We start from the raw sequence: 17393 nt of genomic DNA on the forward strand, positions 1-17393 counted from the left end.
TTTTTAGTATCTGCGAATCGCAGGTGTCACTCATCGATAAAGACTAGTCGACTTGTTTAATCTGCAGCTCTTTTGGTACCTCGAAGAACATGTTCTCTTCGCGGCCTTGGATCTCTTCAATGCCATCAGCACCCAATTCACGGATACGATCTAGGATCTGATTCACCAGCTCTTCTGGCGCAGAAGCACCTGCCGTCACGCCGATTTTCTTCTTACCTTCAACCCACTCTGGTTGAATGTCTTCTGGGCAATCTGTTAGGTAACCCGGAGTGCCAAGCTTTTCAGCCAGTTCCTTTAAGCGTGTTGAGTTCGATGAGTTCTTAGAACCAACCACAATCACCACATCAACGTCGTTCGCCATATCACGCACTGCATCTTGACGGTTTTGCGTTGCGTAGCAGATATCATCTTTACGCGGGCCTTGGATCTCTGGGAACACTCGGCGCAGCTCTTCAATCACATCCGCAGTCTCATCAACCGACAGTGTTGTTTGGCTTACGTAGTGAAGGTTGCTTGGATCTTTCACCACCAGCTTTGACACATCTTCTGGCTTCTCAACCAAGTACATGCCGCCAGTATCACTCGCATATTGGCCCATGGTGCCTTCTACTTCGGGGTGACCTGCGTGACCAATCAAGACCACTTCCATATTTTTACGGCTCGCACGAGCCACTTCCATATGTACTTTAGTCACCAAAGGACAAGTCGCATCAAAAACCGTTAGGTCGCGCTCTTTGGCTTCTTTACGAACCGCTTGAGAGACGCCGTGAGCAGAAAAGATAACAATGTTATCGTCTGGAACTTCATGAAGCTCTTCCACGAAAATCGCGCCACGCTGCTTCAAACCTTCAACAACAAAACGGTTATGCACCACTTCATGGCGAACATAAATCGGCGGTTGATACATTTCTAGAGCGCGTTCTACGATACTGATCGCTCGATCAACACCGGCACAAAAACCACGCGGGTTAGCTAACATTATTTTCATTTTATTGCTCAGTTCTTTTATTGCGAATCGCTTTCAGCGCGACCAAGATCATTTCTACAGTTCGCGTTCAGCGAAGCGGGCATTCTACAGTGAAGCGCAAAGACAGTGAAGTATCGAATTGTTGGCAAAGATGAATCGCCGCTTATTCCACTTCCAAGATATTCACATCAAACGTCACGTCTTGACCTGCCAGTGGGTGATTGAAGTCCACAGTAACAGAGTCGCCAGCAATGTCGGTAATGATGCCCGGAATTTCCATACCATCACGACCAGAAAAAGCCATGATAGTGCCTACTTCAATCTCAGTATCGCCAGCAAAACGTGCGCGATCCATATGATGAACATTATCTGGGTTTGGCAAACCGAATGCATCTTCGGCTTTCAGGTCAATCGACTTTTGCGTACCAGCTTCAAGGCCAAGCAGGCACTGCTCAAAGTTCTCACTCAGGCTGCCATCACCCATAACGAATTTTGCTGGTTTGCCCATGTTCTCGGTGCTATCAGCAACAGAACCGTCTTTCATCTTAATCGTAAAATGAAGCGTTACTGCGGAGTCATTCTTAATTGCGGTCACGTTACTATCCTTGGGTTATATCAATTATTATTTTCCTCACAGAGGATAAACAAAAAGCGCCGCCGGAATCAACCGACAGCGCTTAGGGCTATTACAATCTGTGAGTCATTAAGTGACTTGTAGAGCCTATTTGCTCTCATCTTTTTTGCGGAAACCATCGAGAATGATCATCGCAGCGCCGATACAGATACCCATATCCGCTAAGTTGAATGCAGGCCAGTGGTATGTACCCCAGTAGAAGTCTAAGTAATCGACAACAAAACCGTGTACCACGCGATCGAATACATTACCTACCGCACCACCTATGATGATCGCATAAGCGATGTTGTTCCACTTCTCGCTTGCTGGCAGTTTGCTCATCCAGTACGTCAGCATACCAGTGACCACAAACGCAATCCCGGTGAACAACCAACGCTGCCAACCACCTTGATCACTCAAGAAGCTGAAAGCCGCACCATAGTTATGAACGTACAAGAAGTTAAAGAATGGCAGTACCTCAATGCGGTTTGCCCAACCGTAACCCATGTTGTCCATCACAAACAACTTGATGCCAATGTCCGCAAGAAAGACCAATAAAGCCAGCCATAACCAACGTACGCCTGACTGCTTTAGTGAAAAATCACTCATGCTTATTCCTATAAATCTATGAACTTCACTATTCTATACAGCAAGATACGCACATGAAAGGGCAAGATGAAGACCTCTTCACCATCTGCAATCATGTTGCGCGTCACTGCATAAAAATGACAAGCCGCGATGCTCGAGTATTTTATCTCAGTTAAAAATAACCCCAGTAGATACTGGGGCTATAATATTTCAATAAAGTTCCGAGAACTCTTGCTCTAAGTTATGCGAACTTGCGAACTTCGCCTTCACCATCAACGTTAGACACACAACGGCCACAGATCTTCTCGTGTCCTTCAATTGTGCCAACGTCTGGCGTGTGGTGCCAACAACGGTCACACTTCTCGTTCTCTGTCGCTGCAACTTCAACGAATAGACCTTCAAGGTCTGTCGCTTGTGCTGCATCGCTCTTCTCGCTTAGAGGCTTAACAACAGCAGCTGAAGTTAGAAGAACAAAACGTAGTTCGTCTTCTAGCTTGTTGATTTTCGCCGCTAGTGCATCGTCTGCGTACAGAGTCACTTCAGCTTGCAGTGCGCCACCGATAGTTTTCTCTTTACGAGCGTCTTCAAGAAGCTTGTTCACTGCGCCACGAACAGATTGGATTTCAGTCCAGAATTCGTTGCTAAGCTCTTCGCCTTCCGCTAGACCAAATAGACCTTCGAACCACTCACCAGTGAATACGAACTTGTCACGTTGGCCTGGCATCTCGTTCCAGATTTCGTCTGCTGTGAACGACATAATAGGTGCCATCCAACGAACCAGAGCTTCTACGATGTAGTAAAGCGCAGTCTGACAGCTACGTTGAGCGTGGCCGCCCTTCTTCGCTGTGTACTGACGGTCTTTAATTACATCTAGGTAGAAAGAACCCATCTCGATAGAACAGAACTGCATTAGACGTTGAGTTACACCGTGAGTGTTGTACTCACCGTATGCTTTCACGATCTCTTCTTGTGCAGCTTGTGCGCGGCCTACAGCCCAACGGTCTAGTGCCACCATCTCTTCAGCTGGAACTAGGTCAGTTTCTGGGTTGAAACCGTTCAAGTTCGCTAGGAAGAAACGCGCTGTGTTACGAATACGACGGTAAGCATCTGCTGAACGCTTCAGGATCTCATCAGATACCGCTACTTCACCTGTGTAGTCTGTAGAAGCAACCCATAGACGCAGGATATCTGCACCTAGCTTGTTGGTTACATCTTTAGGTGCAACAACGTTACCGATAGATTTAGACATCTTACGGCCGTTACCATCTACTACGAAGCCGTGTGTTAGCACTTGCTTGTATGGCGCTTCGTCTTTCATCGCGATAGATGAAATTAGAGAAGATTGGAACCAACCACGGTGTTGGTCTGAACCTTCTAGGTATAGGTCAGCTTTGTTGCCGTTGTACTCTTCACGAGCGTCAACAACTGAGTAGTGTGTTACACCTGAATCGAACCATACGTCTAGTGTATCTAGTACTTTCTCGTATTTGTCCGCTTCTTCGCCTAGTAGGTCAGAGATTTCTAGATCCCACCAAGCTTGAATACCTTTCTGCTCAACAAGTTGAGCAACTTGCTCGATAAGCTCAAGCGTGTTCGGGTGCAGTTCTGCTGTCTCTTTATGAACGAACAGAGCGATTGGCACACCCCAAGTACGTTGACGAGAGATACACCACTCAGGGCGACCTTCGATCATACCTTCGATACGGCTTTGACCCCACTCAGGCATCCACTCAACACCCTTGATTGACTCAAGAGCTTTAGCACGTAGGCCAGCTTGATCCATCGATACGAACCATTGTGGTGTCGCACGGAAGATGATTGGCGTTTTGTGTCTCCAACAGTGTGGGTAGCTGTGCTCGTAAGCGTGGTGATGTAGTAGAGCGCCTTTCTCTTTCAGTACTTCAAGTACAGAGTCGTTCGCTTTAAATACGTGTTGACCAGCAAATAGCTCAGTGTCAGGTAGGTAGACACCGTTTGAACCTACTGGGTTTGCTACTTCTAGACCGTACTTGTTACCAACCGCGAAGTCTTCTTGACCGTGGCCCGGTGCTGTGTGAACTACACCAGTACCTGAATCCGTTGTTACGTGATCGCCAAGGATCGCAGGAACAGTGAAGTCGTAGAATGGGTGGTTGAACTGAGTTAGCTCAAGATCAGCGCCGCTTGCAAAGCCTAGGTTATGGAAGTGCTCGATACCCGCACGATCCATTACATCTTTAGCTAGCTCAGAAGCAACGATGATACGCTGTGCAGCTTGATCGCCATTCGCTTCTACTTGGATTAGAACGTATTCAAGATCGTCACGTAGACATACTGCGCGGTTTGCAGGTAGTGTCCATGGTGTTGTAGTCCAGATAACGATAGAGATATCGCCCTGGCCTTCGTGACCTTCAGCTAGCTTGAATTTAGAAACTAGCGCAGTTTCATCAGCCGCTGTGAATTTCACGTCGATTGATGGAGAAACTTTATCTTTGTACTCAACTTCCGCTTCCGCTAGAGCAGAACCACAGTCAGTACACCAGTGAACAGGTTTGAAACCTTTCAGTAGGTGGCCGTTGTCTGCAATTTTACCTAGAGCGCGGATGATGTTTGCTTCAGTGCCGAAGTCCATAGTGCGGTATGGCTTGTCCCACTCACCCATGATACCTAGACGTTTAAAGCTCTCTTTTTGACCTTCAACTTGGCCCGCAGCGTACTTACGACACTCTTCACGGAACTCAGAAGCAGAGATCTTCTGACCTGGTTTGCCTTTTTTCTTCTCAACCATCAGCTCGATTGGAAGACCGTGACAGTCCCAACCTGGGATGTATGGAGCATCAAAACCAGACAGAGTCTTAGATTTAATAATAATGTCTTTAAGAATCTTGTTTAGCGCGTGACCAATGTGAATATCGCCGTTCGCGTAAGGAGGGCCATCATGCAGTACGAAAGATTTTTTACCTTTCTTCGCTTTACGGATTTCGCCGTAAAGATCTTCTTTGTACCAACGCTTAAGCATTTCTGGCTCACGATTTGCCAGATTACCGCGCATTGGAAACCCTGTTTCAGGTAAGTTCAGGGTATCTTTATAATCACTCATCGATTCTTAATTCCGTTATATTGGGCGAAGTTAGACATTATGTTAATCGGTGGAATCAACCGATTAATTCTTTAGCTGACGCAGCCACACCCTTGCTGCTTCAGCATCCAATTCTATTTGATTCTTTAGTGCGTCGAACGATTCAAATTTTTTCTCGTCGCGCAATTTGTGCAAAAGACGTACTTCTAACTGTTTACCATATAAATTGGCTTTAAAGTCAAAAAAATGCACTTCTAGTTGCTGACGAACCCCATTTACGGTTGGTCGTTGTCCGATATTTGCAACACCACCGACAGGTGAACCATCGATGTCGACTGCTTCAACAACATACACCCCAGAGACTGGAGAGACACAACGTTTAAGTGGGATATTCGCCGTTGGGAAACCTATGGTTCTTCCCAGTTTACGCCCATGAGACACACGACCACTGATACTGTAATCACGCCCTAACATGGCAGCGCTAGAGGTTAAATCGTCAACCGCTAGAGCATTGCGTATTTCAGTGCTACTTACACGCAGCTGGTTTAAGCAGAAGCTTTGGGTACTAACCACCTCAAAACCATACTTTTCACCCGCTTCTTTAAGCATAGCGAAATTGCCGGTGCGACCTTTACCGAAGCAGAAGTCATCACCCACCACCAAAAACTTCACACCAAGTTTGTCCACCAACAGATCTTTAATAAAAGCATCCGCCGATAGGTTCGCGAAGTAGTGGTTAAAATTGACACACAATAAACGGCTAATATCCAGCTTACTCAGCTGCACGAACTTATCTCTTAAACGAGTTAAACGTGCAGGGGCTTTGTCACGAGCAAACAGTTCCATGGGCTGAGGCTCAAACGTCATCACAACAGAGGGTAAGCCCAATGCCGCAGCTTGCTTGGATACCTGGCTCAGTACTTCCTGATGTCCTAGATGTACACCGTCAAAGTTGCCTATGGTTAATACACAGCCGTGATGCTGCGCTTTAATATTGTGAATGCCTCGGATTAGTTCCATTACGACCAGCTAAAATCTGTTATTTGCATCATTCATTGTGTGAAACCGACGGATTATATACTAATCAGTATTACTCTGTCGCTGCTTTTAAATGTTTTACTCGGATACCTAAAGCGAACACAGAGACAATATAAGCAAAGCCGCCAAGCGCAATCAAGCCTGTAAGCATAAGCGCTCGATAACTGAAGCTCCATTCAAGCCATTGTTGCATACTCTCAAGTTGCCATAAAATCACCGCAACCATTGCCGCACCTGCCACCAGCAACTTAGCGCTGAAGATTAAGGTTGTCTTAGTTAAATGGTATACGCCCGCCAAGTGCAAGCCTCTATATAGCAGAGCCATATTGACAAAGGCCGACAGCGCGGTCGCAATCGCCAAACCTACGTAACCATAGAAATAAGCAAAGATGGCATTAAACACCATATTGCTTACCATTGCGATAATACCGTACTTAACTGGGGTTTTAGTGTCTTGGCGTGAGTAGTAACCCGGCGCTAGCACCTTAATCAACATGAAGTTAAGTAGACCCGACGCATAAGCGACCAGAGACATCGAAGCCTGCTCCACGTCATGAGGGCTAAACTCACCACGCATGAACAGCACCATCAACATAGGCTTCGCTAGCACAATCAAGCCGAACATAGCAGGAATACCCAGCAACAGAACCATGCGCACCCCCCAGTCCATAGTATGAGCAAAGCCCTCACCTTGTGCATCGACATATTTACGAGATAGCGCAGGCAGAATCACGGTTGCGATAGCAATACCAAACAAGCCTAATGGAAACTCTAAAAGGCGGTCAGAGTAATAAAGCCAACTGATAGAGCCTGTAGCTAGGAAACTGGCAATAAAGGTATCAAACAGCAAGTTAATTTGGCTAACTGACACACCAAACAGCGCAGGGATCATCAAAGTACGGATCTTAACAACGCCAGGATCGCGCCAACCCCACTTAGGCTTAACTAAAACGCCCTCTTTAATTAAAAAGGGTAATTGGAACAGAAACTGAACCAAGCCGCCTAAAAAGACACCAATCGCCAATCCAATTTCAGGTTGCTCTAGATTCGGTGCAATAAAAAGCGCAGAGCCTATGATCATGACGTTTAAGAACACAGGCGTAAAAGAGGAGACCGCAAACTTACCTAAGGTATTAAGAATCGCCCCAGATAAAGCAACGAAGGTAATGAACCATAAATAAGGAAAGGTGATTTTGAGCATCAAACTGGCTAACTCAAATTTATGAGCCGACGGACCACCATTAAGCCAGTCGATAAACCAACCCGCACCAAACAGTGCTGTAATGGCACCAGAGCCAATCACACCAACAAGAGTGACAATCGAGACCAGAACCCCGAGCGTACCAGACACCCTAGCTATCAATTCGCGAGTCTTATCTTTATCTCCCGCAGCGTGATACTCAGTTAGAACAGGAACAAAGGCTTGTGAGAAGGCGCCTTCAGCAAACAGACGACGTAGGAAATTAGGGATCTTATTGGCGAAGAAAAAAACGTCAGCACTGGCCCCAGCACCCATCAAATTGGCCACGACAACGTCGCGCACAAGTCCCAATACACGGGAAACAAAAGTCATCGCACTTACTATCATGCCTGACTTTAATAGTCGTTTACTCACAAAAACCTCTGACACTGATTGATTAGTTCTAAGCGAGGATAAATACTATCCGATCGTTAGAAGCATATTTATTAGCATTGGTCTAAAAATGCTGTTAGAATCCCCGCCATCTTAACCGCGATAACCTTTCCATTCCAAAATTTGTTTGGCTACGATTGGTTTTTGCACAAATCATTTGACAATTAAGCGCAAATGAGGGATAGTCCTCGCCCTTAAATTGTCACCGAACTAAGTTTTTGGGAGTTAGACCCTTGGCAAACAGTAAATCTGCTAAGAAGCGCGCTATCCAAGCTGAGAAACGTCGCCAGCACAACGCTAGCCGTCGTTCTATGATGCGCACTTACATGAAAAAAACTATCGCAGCTATCGCAGCTGGCGATAAAGAAGCTGCAACTGCTGCTTTCGTAGAAGTTACACCACTTCTAGACCGCATGGCGACTAAAGGCCTTATTCACAAGAATAAAGCTGCTCGTCATAAGTCTCGTTTCGCTGCTGCAATCAAAGCTCTTTAATAGAGACTTGATTTCAAAGCAAAACGAAAAAAACCGGCCTTGGCCGGTTTTTTTATATCTGCGATTTGCCTTTTGGCTTCATTTGCCGTGATGACACACATCCATGTGCTCTCTGAAACTCTCGCCTTACACGATATTACTTGCAGTAAATACCATGCAGTAACGTAATCATCGCCTTCACTTCTTCACTACTCAATGTGTAGTAAACCGTTTGAGCCTCTTTACGCGTTTCAACTAAACCATCTCGTCTTAACCATGCTAAATGTTGAGACAAAGCCGACTGGCTAAGCGCTAACTTATTACACAACTCACCTACCGATAACTCTGTACCATGCAACAAGCACAAAATCTGTAGACGACGTTCGTTAGCCATCGCTTTTAACAACACTACGGCTTGGGCCGAGTTTTTCTCCATTTCTTGCAAGTTCATAGTTTGGCTCCCTACTACCTTCAACGCCAACTACGGGCTATCAGTACTACTTACGGCATATTGTAGAGTTATGATAATCGATATCAATTCATTAACAAACTAACTCACTCGAACAAATTACTAAAATCTGCGTCGCATACATTTTTTACTGCCGGATGTTGGATCATCCTCTCAGCGAATATAACGTAATACTCTTCTTTCAGCTCCTCAATACCACCCAACATTTGTAAAGATGTATCTTCTTCAACCTCTGATAGGTAGAGAGTCGGCGCTAGGAAAATGGCATCGTGATGATAACGGGCAAACGCCTTCATTAAAGCAGCATCATCAAACTCACCCAGAATGTCTGGTTTTAAGCCTTGTCTATCAAACCACTGCAGAACTTTACGCCCCATCGAGGTTCTGCTTCCTGGAATTAACAGCTTTCTTTGCTCTAGTACTGCTGGGAAACTCACATTCTCAACCTTACCGGTACAGAAGAAGCTCATCCCACTCTCGCCTAACTTCTTACTAAACAAACCCGGGCTTTGACTAGAATCCACAGGGCAATCTGACAAGATCATATCAAGCTTATGCTGTGAGAGTTGTTCAAGCAGCATTTCGTGGGTCGATTCAAAACAGCGAAGATGGATGCTGTTATCTTCCGGGATGGTCGACATCAATATCTTGCTGACCAGCCTTTTCGAGAGAGCATCGGCAACGCCGACATCAAACAAAATATTCGAGTGCTGACTGTAATTCACAATATCAAGCATCTCATAACTCAAACCGAACATACGATCCGCGTATTTAAAGACCAGCTGTCCAAGCTCGGTAGGCTCTACACTCCGACCGTTACGCTTAGTGAGCTTGCCATCCATTCGCTCTTCGAGCGCTTTAATTTGTCCAGTAACAGTTTGAGGAGTTAGAAACAGTGCTTCAGCGGCTTTAGTGATCGAGCCTTGTTTGCATACCATCCAAAAATAGTAGAGATGATTGTAATTGAGATGCGACATAGTTACGCCGTGTAGAGTTGTTTGGTCTTCTTTTATAGCAAATATGACACCCCGCCTCAATAACTTCGGTTTTTACACGGTATAACCACACAAACCCATACATTTACCGAAACATTAGCATTCACACTGTCATATTTAATGATGGAAAATCGATTTATTTTCAATTTTTTCGATCAAAACCGCAATAAACCAAAGGATATAAAAACCTTAAAATACAACAACTTAAATACATAAAATTGACTGTCAAAATATTTAAACAGCAAATCATCACAAAAAAAAGCCGCACCAATAAAAATGTAATATTACTGAAATATTTCCCCTCTAACATCACGCTCAGATTAACTAACAGACCAAACACAGACTTTAACGGTCCATGGAGAAAACATTATGAACCAAGCTACTACTGCAGCAGCGCCAATCTCGAGCACTACTCGCTGGCTACGCTGGGCTAACTTGGCATTCATGCTTTACCTACTACTTCTTTCTGTATCAATGGTAGGTACTGGCTTTAAATGGGCAACAGGCGAACAAGCAAAGGTTCTATTTGAATTTGCTTCACACCCAGTTGCAGGCTTAATGATCGGCTTGGTAGCAACAGCACTTATCCAGTCATCAAGCACCGTGACATCTATTATTGTTGGCTTAGTAGCAGGTGGTTTACCTGTTGAAGTTGCTATCCCTATGATCATGGGTGCAAACATCGGTACTACTGTAACCAACACGCTGGTAAGCCTTGGTCACGTTCGTTGTAAAGAAGAGTTTAAGCGTGCGTTCGCAAGTGCGACGATTCACGACTTCTTCAACCTACTGGCTGTAATGATCTTCCTACCGCTAGAGATGATGTTTGGCATCCTTGAGAAAATTTCTCACTGGTTGGTATCGCCAATGCTTGCAACTGGCGACATGAGCATGAAAGGTCTTAACTTCATCAAGCCAATCACTAAGCCTGTAGTAAGTGCAATCAAAGAGCCACTATCTACATTCGGTGACACAGTAGGTGGCGTACTACTTATCGCTCTGGGTATCGCAACTATCTTCGTTGCTATCACAGTGATGGGGAAACTAATGAAGAGCTTAATGGTAGGACGTGCACGTGAAATCCTAAAGAACGCTATCGGTCGTGGTCCAATCCACGGTATCGCTTCTGGCTCTATCGTAACTATCCTTGTTCAGTCTTCTTCTACGACGACAAGCTTGATGGTTCCACTAGTAGGCTCAGGTGTTCTTAAAGTACGTGACGTTTACCCGTTCACTCTAGGCGCAAACATCGGTACGTGTATCACTGCACTACTAGCAGCAACAGCTGTATCTGGTGAGTTCGCAGTATTCGCACTACAGATTGCTCTGGTACACCTAGTGTTCAACGTAATGGCAACAGTATTCATCTTCGGTATTCCGTTCCTACGTGAACTACCAGTTAAAGCAGCTGACCTGATTTCAGACATGGCTGTGAAGAACAAAGCAGTGGTAGCAGGTTACCTAATCGCTATCTTCCTAGTGCTACCAGGTTCAATCCTAGCGCTAACTGCTTAAGCAAAAAGTCCATCGCATAATCAAAGCCCGCAACGAAAGTTGCGGGCTTTTTCTTTTTTAAGAGCAGATGAGGGATACGAGTAAACGAGTAGCGAAGAGCTAGAAGCAGATTAGAGATACAGGTAAGCGCCCCGCGAAAAACCAAAAGAAGATTAAGAATAGGGTAAGCGAGTAATGAACATCTCGAACTGTGAGTGTCGATATAGGTTCAACACGCTCTTCGTATCTCTAATCTCGTTCACTCGCACCGGCTCTTGGCTTTTCGCATCCATCATCCCGCTTACTCGCATCTAAAAACCGTCATTCCCTACAACGAGGAACGAGCGTGATAGGGAATCTATCGAACGTATCACTCAACAGACTCCCTACTCCTTCCTCCGTCAGTCTAGGGAATGACGAAGGAGAGCAGATGAGAGATTCGAGTGAGCGAGTGAGCGAAGAGCCAGAAGCTGATGAGGGATAAGAGGAAGCGAGTAATGAACAGTACGAACTGTGATTGTCGATTTGTCATTCACTCAAAATAAACACGCTCTTCGTATCCCGCATCTCGTTTACTCGCATCTGCTCTTAGCTCTTAGCTCTTCGCATCTCAAATCCCGTTTACTCGCCACTGCCCTTCAGACACAAAAAAGGCTGCACCATGGCAGCCTTTTATAACATTTCGAGAGCGTATTATACCGAGAATGGGTACTTAATCGCTTCGTGGCACTCGTAGCCTTCTACCCAGAAGTCATCCATCGTTACCCATGTTTCCAAGTCTTCTAGCGACTTGATCTCTGGGTTGATGTGGAAGGTTGCTGGCGCTAGAGGCTCACGCTTCAATTGGATATCACGCATTGGTGCGAGTTGGTCTTCGTAGATGTGAGCATTCACTAGCTTGTGATAAGCCACACCCGGCTTCTTGCCCGTGATTTGCGCCATGATCGCTAGGAACACGTAAACCTGGACCATATTGAAGTTAAGACCTAAAGGTACATCACAAGAGCGCTGCGTGCTGTTCAGGTACAGAGTATCACCGAGTAGAGAGAAGTGATGGCTGTACATGCACGGACGAAGACAACCCATGTGGAATTCGCCAGGGTTGTAGAAGTTTAGGATCTCACCACGGTCATCGACACCACGCTTTAGGTCATCGACAATCTTTTTCAGTTGATCGATGTGCCCGCCATCAGGCTTAGCCCAAGCACGACCTTGAACACCGTAAACACGGCCCATGTCGTCTTCACCTTTACGGTAAGCGTTGTTCAGCCATGCTTCATTTAGGTTTGCGTTGGCATCCCATGTTTTCGTGCCCAGCTTACGGAAATCTTCAGCGTTGTCGTAGCCACGGATGTAACCCAGTAGTTCAGCAACGGCTGCTTTCCAGAAGCTCTTACGCGTTGTCACAAGTGGGAACTGGTTGTTGCCAACATCATACGTTAGATCGGCATTGATCACCGTCAGGCAGCGCTTGCCTGTACGCTCATTCTCAATCCAAGTGCCTTCATCAACGATTCGCTGACAGAGTTCTAAATACTGCTTCACACCAATTCCTTACTTCGTTTGTTGTGGTAGTTCATCTTTGTAGTGACCGCGCTTGTAAGCCCAAACCACCATAAGAACACCGATGATAACCATTGGCAGAGATAGGATTTGACCCATAGAGATAAATCCACCAAACAGACCTAGGTGAGCATCCGGTTCGCGCACGTATTCTACTAGGAAACGGAAGCTTCCGTAACCCGCAAGGAACAAACCAGAAACCGAACCGAGTGGACGTGGCTTCTTGATAAACCAGTTCAAGATGAAGAATAGAACAATACCTTCCAGCGCCATCTCGTACAGTTGAGACGGGTGACGTGGCAGAGGACCGCCATTAGGGAATACCACAGCCCAAGGCACATCAGTCACGCGGCCCCATAGCTCACTGTTCATGAAGTTACCTAGACGTCCCATACCTAAACCAAACGGTACGAGTGGTGCGATCATATCGGCGACACCGAAGAAGGTGCGACCGTTCTTTTTCGCATACCAGAACATCGCGGTGATAACACCCAACAGACCGCCGTGGAAGGACATACCGCCCGTCCATACTTTAAATAGATACAGAGGGTCAGCTAAGAAAAGATCGAAGTTGTAAAACAGCACGTAACCGACACGGCCGCCGACAACCACACCCAAGAAACCAGCAAACAATAAATCTGAAACTTGCTCACGAGTCCAGCCGCTGTTTGGTTGGTCTGCACGACGATTTGCCAGCCACATCGCAAAGACAAAACCGACAAGGTACATTAAGCCATACCAACGAACAGAAATTGGCCCTAGTTCAATCAGAACAGGATCGATATTTGGGAATTCGATAAAACCCTGAGACATATTTAGCTCTCTATTTATTATAAAAAGAATTAGCCAACGGCTAAGAGGAATACACTACAGCAGCATAGTTGCGGCTATAAACATTAAAAAGACGGCAAACACTTTCTTTAATACCGGTGTTGGCAGCTGCGTTGCTAACCTGGCCCCAATACGTGTGGTCAGTACCGATGTGCAAGAGATCGCCACCAATGCTGGCAGGTACACATACCCTAAGCTGTATGCTGGAAGCGACTCAACCGATGAGCCATGCCAAATAAAACCGACCATGCCTGAAATCGCAATCACAAAACCACATACAGAAGACGATCCAACCGCCTTACGCATCTCAACGCCGTGGTGGTTAAGAAAAGGCACCGACAACGAGCCTCCACCAATCCCAGCCAAACTAGAGATCACGCCAATACCACCACCACACAAGACTGTTTTGGTTGGTGCCGGCATGGTTTTCTGACTACGAGAACGAATCGAGAGCAACATCTGCAATGCCAGAAGCAACACTATGATACCAAACACTTTAGGCAGGTATTGAGACGGTATTGAATCAGCAATGAAAGAGCCCGTGAAGCCACCGACAACAACGCCGGGCATCAACCACTTCACCACGAACATCTCAACATTACCCAGTTTCAGATGATTCAGCGCCGAAGAACCTGAGGTCACAATAATGGTCGACAAAGAGGTCGCCAGTGCCATCTGCATCGCAAACTCTTGCGCAATACCTGCCTTAGGCAGCAAGAACAACAATGCGGGAACCACCAATAATCCACCGCCAATGCCCAATAAGCCAGCCAATACACCAACGACGGCGCCGAGGCCCGCTAGCAAACCAATCAGTTCGTATGACACGTTTAATCCTATTTTTTGCCCGCTCGAATAAAGCCGGTAAATTCACGCTGTTCGAAATAGGACAGCATCATACTATAGATGTCACTGCCATACGGTTGTGAGAGCGCATTATTTGCTAAATCTTGTAAATCACTCAATGAGGACTGACGTATCAAATATTTGGTTCTTGCCACGTTCGAGGTGTTCATACTCAAGGTTTGATAACCAAGACCAATCAATAGCAGAGCACCCATCGGGTCACCTGCTAACTCACCACAGATACACACCGGCAGTTGAAACTGTTTACAGGTATCGTGGATCTGTTTAAGCGCCATGATCACTGCGGGGTGCATGGATTCATAGACATCAGAGACTCGAGAATTGTTCCGGTCAACCGCCAATAAATATTGGGTTAAGTCATTGGTACCGACAGAAACAAAGTCGACACGGTCTGCTATCAGAGGAAGCAAATAGAGCATAGAAGGCACTTCCAACATAATCCCGATACGCGGCATACGCACGCGACTATCCAGTTCATGTACCTCATCGTAGGCTTGCTCTATCAATTGCAAAGCATCATCCAGTTCACGAGCCCCAGAAATCATCGGCAGCAGAATACTGAGATTTTGACTACCACAACTGGCGCGCAGCATCGCTCTGAGCTGAATAATAAAAATATCTGGATGGTCGAGGGTGAATCGAATCCCACGCCAGCCCAAAAATGGGTTGTCCTCTTCTATCGGTAAATAAGGCAAAGCCTTGTCGCCACCGATGTCTAAGGTACGCATCACCACCTGTTTATCTGGGTAGCTTTCGAGTACCGATTGGTATTGCTTCACCTGCTCATCTTCCGAAGGAAAGCGTTGCTGAAGCAAGAAAGAGATCTCTGTACGGTAGAGTCCCACCCCATCCACACCTTGGTTCAGTGCGATATTGGTATCGGCACTCAAACCTGCGTTGAGCAAAATCTCCACTTTCTGATCGTCTTGAGTGGTCGCGGGCAAATGAATATCGCGATTTACCATAGAAGAGAGTTCAGTCTCTTCCAGAATCAGCTCTCGATACTCTTTCAGTAAGTTCAGAGCCGGCTCAATAAAGATCTCACCGCTGTAGCCATCGACAATCACTTGCTTGCCATTCACATTGGCAAGATTAAGAGTCACCCCCATCACCGATGGAATGCCCAGTGCGCGTGATAAAATCGCCGCGTGAGAGTTAGCTGCACCTTCTAGCGAGATCACTGCGAGCAGCTTCTCTTTCGGGATCGATGCTAACACCGATGCGGTCAGCTCTCGCACCACCAATACGATAGGCTTCTCTAAATAACGTTGCTCTTGCTCTGAGTTATGGAGGAAATAGAGTAGACGCTGCCCGAGCTCTCGGATGTCTTGCGCCCGCTCACGCAGGTACACATCAGACATGCGCGCAAAACGATTCGAATAACTCTCAACTACCTGTCTCAATGCCCAGTCCGCTTTGTCGCCCTTCTGAACCTGCGCCTTGAGATCTTTACGCAGCATCGGATCATTCAATAAGTGGGTAAACAGGTCGAAAATAGCTAAGGCATCTTTATTGATATCACTATCGAGACGCTTACGCATACGTTTGAAGTCATTCAGTGCGTTCTCAACGGCGACTGCGAGCAACTCATGCTCACGTTCGATATCAAGTGTTGACGCAGGATAAACATCCGTGAGTTCAGGTTGAGTGTTGTCCCACCACAGCTCACCAATGGCGACACCAGATGAGGCAGCAATGCCTTTAGTCGAGGGTTGCTCTTGATGCTCCAACAGCCACAGACCTTGCGTTTGAGCATGGGCAACAATCACTGCCAGCTGTGCAGAGAGAGTAACGAGAAACGACTCTTCCATTTCACTGAATAAGCGAGGGGATTTCTGCTGAATCACCAATACGCCAAGCACTTGCTTGCGGTGAATAATAGGGGTACCAAGAAATGAGTGGTAAACATCTTCCCCGAGTTCAGGGAAAAACTTATAAGCAGGATGCGCGGAAGCTTGCGCTAAGTTAATGGGTTCAGCACTGCGTTTAACCAAGCCGACTAAGCCCTCGTTAAACCCAATATGAATACTGTTCCCTTCAAAAATGAGGCCTTGAGTTGCCATCAACTCAAGGCGTTCCATATCATTGTTGGCTAAGTACACAGTGCAACACTCTGTCTGCATCGCGCTGCACGTCTCTTTAACTAAAATATCCAATGCGGTTGAGACATCTTCAACCCTAGATACGTGTTCAACTATTTCCCTTAGTTGACTGAGCATGCTTAACCTCTACGCTGTTTGCGTTTTCCTTTTATTTTTCGCTCTTTAAATGGCATAGCTAAAGAAGCGAACTCTTTCATTGCACGACGATAAACATCTCGCTTGAAAGAAACAACTTGTCGAACTGGGTACCAGTAACTTACCCAACGCCAACCATCAAACTCAGGTGTACTTCCGCGCTGCATGTTAATACGCGATTCATCGCAGTCTAAACGCAGAAGAAACCACTTCTGTTTTTGTCCAATACAGACAGGTTTTGAATCCCATCGAACTAGTCGTTTGGGTAGCTTATAGCGTAACCAATGACGACTTGTCGCGACGATCTTTACATCCTTTTTGGTAAGGCCAACCTCTTCATATAACTCACGGTACATTGCCTGTTCCGGAGTTTCACCTTCATCGATTCCCCCTTGAGGGAACTGCCATGAATGTTGCCCGTATCGTTTAGCCCAGAAGACCTGACCATGGTTGTTACAGATTACAATACCAACGTTTAATCGGTAACCATCGCCATCTATCACTGGCCAACCTCTATTTAAATTTTTAATTGCACTGATTTTTCCACATATCCCCAAGCGGAGCAAA

General features: G+C 46.1%; 15 protein-coding genes. 2 read left to right on the forward strand and 13 right to left on the reverse strand.

What is annotated here, in order from left to right; all coding sequences use genetic code 11:
• Positions 1–43: 43 nt before the first annotated feature.
• The 6 genes from ispH to murJ all read right to left on the reverse strand — a co-directional run bounded on the left by ispH (position 44) and on the right by murJ (position 7879).
• A complete protein-coding gene (ispH, locus tag KI655_RS09190; protein ID WP_285403870.1) occupies positions 44–988 on the reverse strand; it encodes a 4-hydroxy-3-methylbut-2-enyl diphosphate reductase in 945 nt (314 codons plus the stop codon).
• A 142-nt stretch (positions 989–1130) separates the two neighbouring features.
• Positions 1131–1562, reverse strand: a complete 432-nt coding sequence (gene fkpB, locus KI655_RS09195; protein WP_285403872.1) for an FKBP-type peptidyl-prolyl cis-trans isomerase — start codon at positions 1560–1562, stop codon at positions 1131–1133.
• Between the two features lie 126 nt (positions 1563–1688).
• Positions 1689–2189, reverse strand: coding sequence for a signal peptidase II (gene lspA, locus KI655_RS09200; RefSeq protein WP_285403875.1), 501 nt, complete (start codon positions 2187–2189; stop codon positions 1689–1691).
• 220 nt (positions 2190–2409) lie between these two features.
• Positions 2410–5247, reverse strand: a complete 2838-nt coding sequence (gene ileS / locus KI655_RS09205; protein WP_285403877.1) for an isoleucine--tRNA ligase — start codon at positions 5245–5247, stop codon at positions 2410–2412.
• A gap of 63 nt (positions 5248–5310) precedes the next feature.
• Positions 5311–6246 (reverse strand): bifunctional riboflavin kinase/FAD synthetase, encoded by a 936-nt coding sequence (gene ribF / locus KI655_RS09210; protein ID WP_150895806.1) that lies wholly within the window; start codon positions 6244–6246, stop codon positions 5311–5313.
• Positions 6247–6316: 70 nt separating this feature from the next.
• Positions 6317–7879 (reverse strand): murein biosynthesis integral membrane protein MurJ, encoded by a 1563-nt coding sequence (murJ, locus tag KI655_RS09215; RefSeq protein WP_373417282.1) that lies wholly within the window; start codon positions 7877–7879, stop codon positions 6317–6319.
• A 251-nt stretch (positions 7880–8130) separates the two neighbouring features.
• On the opposite strand from murJ, the gene rpsT reads away from it, so the two are divergent.
• Complete coding sequence (gene rpsT, locus KI655_RS09220) at positions 8131–8391, forward strand: 30S ribosomal protein S20 (RefSeq protein ID WP_032553178.1); 261 nt, start codon at positions 8131–8133, stop codon at positions 8389–8391.
• 136 nt (positions 8392–8527) lie between these two features.
• On the opposite strand, the gene KI655_RS09225 is transcribed toward rpsT, so the two are convergent.
• Together KI655_RS09225 and nhaR are read right to left on the reverse strand one after the other, a co-directional pair.
• A complete protein-coding gene (locus KI655_RS09225) occupies positions 8528–8821 on the reverse strand; it encodes a metalloregulator ArsR/SmtB family transcription factor (RefSeq protein WP_285403883.1) in 294 nt (97 codons plus the stop codon).
• A 104-nt stretch (positions 8822–8925) separates the two neighbouring features.
• The gene (gene nhaR / locus KI655_RS09230) at positions 8926–9816 is read right to left on the reverse strand and encodes a transcriptional activator NhaR (protein WP_285403885.1); all 891 of its coding nucleotides are present in this window, start codon (positions 9814–9816) and stop codon (positions 8926–8928) included.
• 387 nt (positions 9817–10203) lie between these two features.
• Here nhaR and KI655_RS09235 point away from each other — a divergent pair, with 387 nt between their 5' ends.
• Positions 10204–11349 carry a Na/Pi symporter gene (locus tag KI655_RS09235; RefSeq protein ID WP_285403887.1) on the forward strand — a complete coding sequence of 382 codons (1146 nt, stop codon included), beginning with the start codon at positions 10204–10206 and terminating at the stop codon, positions 11347–11349.
• Positions 11350–12021: 672 nt separating this feature from the next.
• On the opposite strand, the gene KI655_RS09240 is transcribed toward KI655_RS09235, so the two are convergent.
• Genes KI655_RS09240 through rppH form a run of 5 tightly spaced genes read right to left on the reverse strand, consistent with a single transcriptional unit; the run spans position 12022 to position 17329 of the window.
• On the reverse strand, positions 12022–12873 hold the full coding sequence (locus KI655_RS09240; protein ID WP_285403889.1) for a thymidylate synthase: 852 nt from the start codon (positions 12871–12873) through the stop codon (positions 12022–12024).
• 9 nt (positions 12874–12882) lie between these two features.
• Positions 12883–13704, reverse strand: coding sequence for a prolipoprotein diacylglyceryl transferase (lgt, locus tag KI655_RS09245; protein ID WP_285403891.1), 822 nt, complete (start codon positions 13702–13704; stop codon positions 12883–12885).
• A 54-nt stretch (positions 13705–13758) separates the two neighbouring features.
• A complete protein-coding gene (locus KI655_RS09250) occupies positions 13759–14550 on the reverse strand; it encodes a sulfite exporter TauE/SafE family protein (protein ID WP_285403893.1) in 792 nt (263 codons plus the stop codon).
• 8 nt (positions 14551–14558) lie between these two features.
• A complete protein-coding gene (ptsP, locus tag KI655_RS09255; RefSeq protein ID WP_285403895.1) occupies positions 14559–16808 on the reverse strand; it encodes a phosphoenolpyruvate--protein phosphotransferase in 2250 nt (749 codons plus the stop codon).
• A gap of 2 nt (positions 16809–16810) precedes the next feature.
• Entirely contained in the window at positions 16811–17329 is a 519-nt protein-coding gene (gene rppH, locus KI655_RS09260) for an RNA pyrophosphohydrolase (protein ID WP_032553170.1), read from the reverse strand.
• Positions 17330–17393 lie beyond the last annotated feature (64 nt).

It is taken from the genome of Vibrio sp. D404a (assembly GCF_030248535.1).
Taxonomy (GTDB): domain Bacteria; phylum Pseudomonadota; class Gammaproteobacteria; order Enterobacterales; family Vibrionaceae; genus Vibrio.

Excerpts from the sequence above, each read along its gene's own strand:
- lspA (WP_285403875.1), bottom strand. The coding sequence starts at position 2,189 with ATGAGTGATTTTTCACTAAAGCAGTCAGGCGTACGTTGGTTATGGCTG.
- lgt (WP_285403891.1), bottom strand. The coding sequence starts at position 13,704 with ATGTCTCAGGGTTTTATCGAATTCCCAAATATCGATCCTGTTCTGATT.
- ribF (WP_150895806.1), bottom strand. The coding sequence starts at position 6,246 with ATGGAACTAATCCGAGGCATTCACAATATTAAAGCGCAGCATCACGGC.
- KI655_RS09235 (WP_285403887.1), top strand. The coding sequence starts at position 10,204 with ATGAACCAAGCTACTACTGCAGCAGCGCCAATCTCGAGCACTACTCGC.
- KI655_RS09225 (WP_285403883.1), bottom strand. The coding sequence starts at position 8,821 with ATGAACTTGCAAGAAATGGAGAAAAACTCGGCCCAAGCCGTAGTGTTG.
- ileS (WP_285403877.1), bottom strand. The coding sequence starts at position 5,247 with ATGAGTGATTATAAAGATACCCTGAACTTACCTGAAACAGGGTTTCCA.
- ptsP (WP_285403895.1), bottom strand. The coding sequence starts at position 16,808 with ATGCTCAGTCAACTAAGGGAAATAGTTGAACACGTATCTAGGGTTGAA.
- nhaR (WP_285403885.1), bottom strand. The coding sequence starts at position 9,816 with ATGTCGCATCTCAATTACAATCATCTCTACTATTTTTGGATGGTATGC.
- ispH (WP_285403870.1), bottom strand. The coding sequence starts at position 988 with ATGAAAATAATGTTAGCTAACCCGCGTGGTTTTTGTGCCGGTGTTGAT.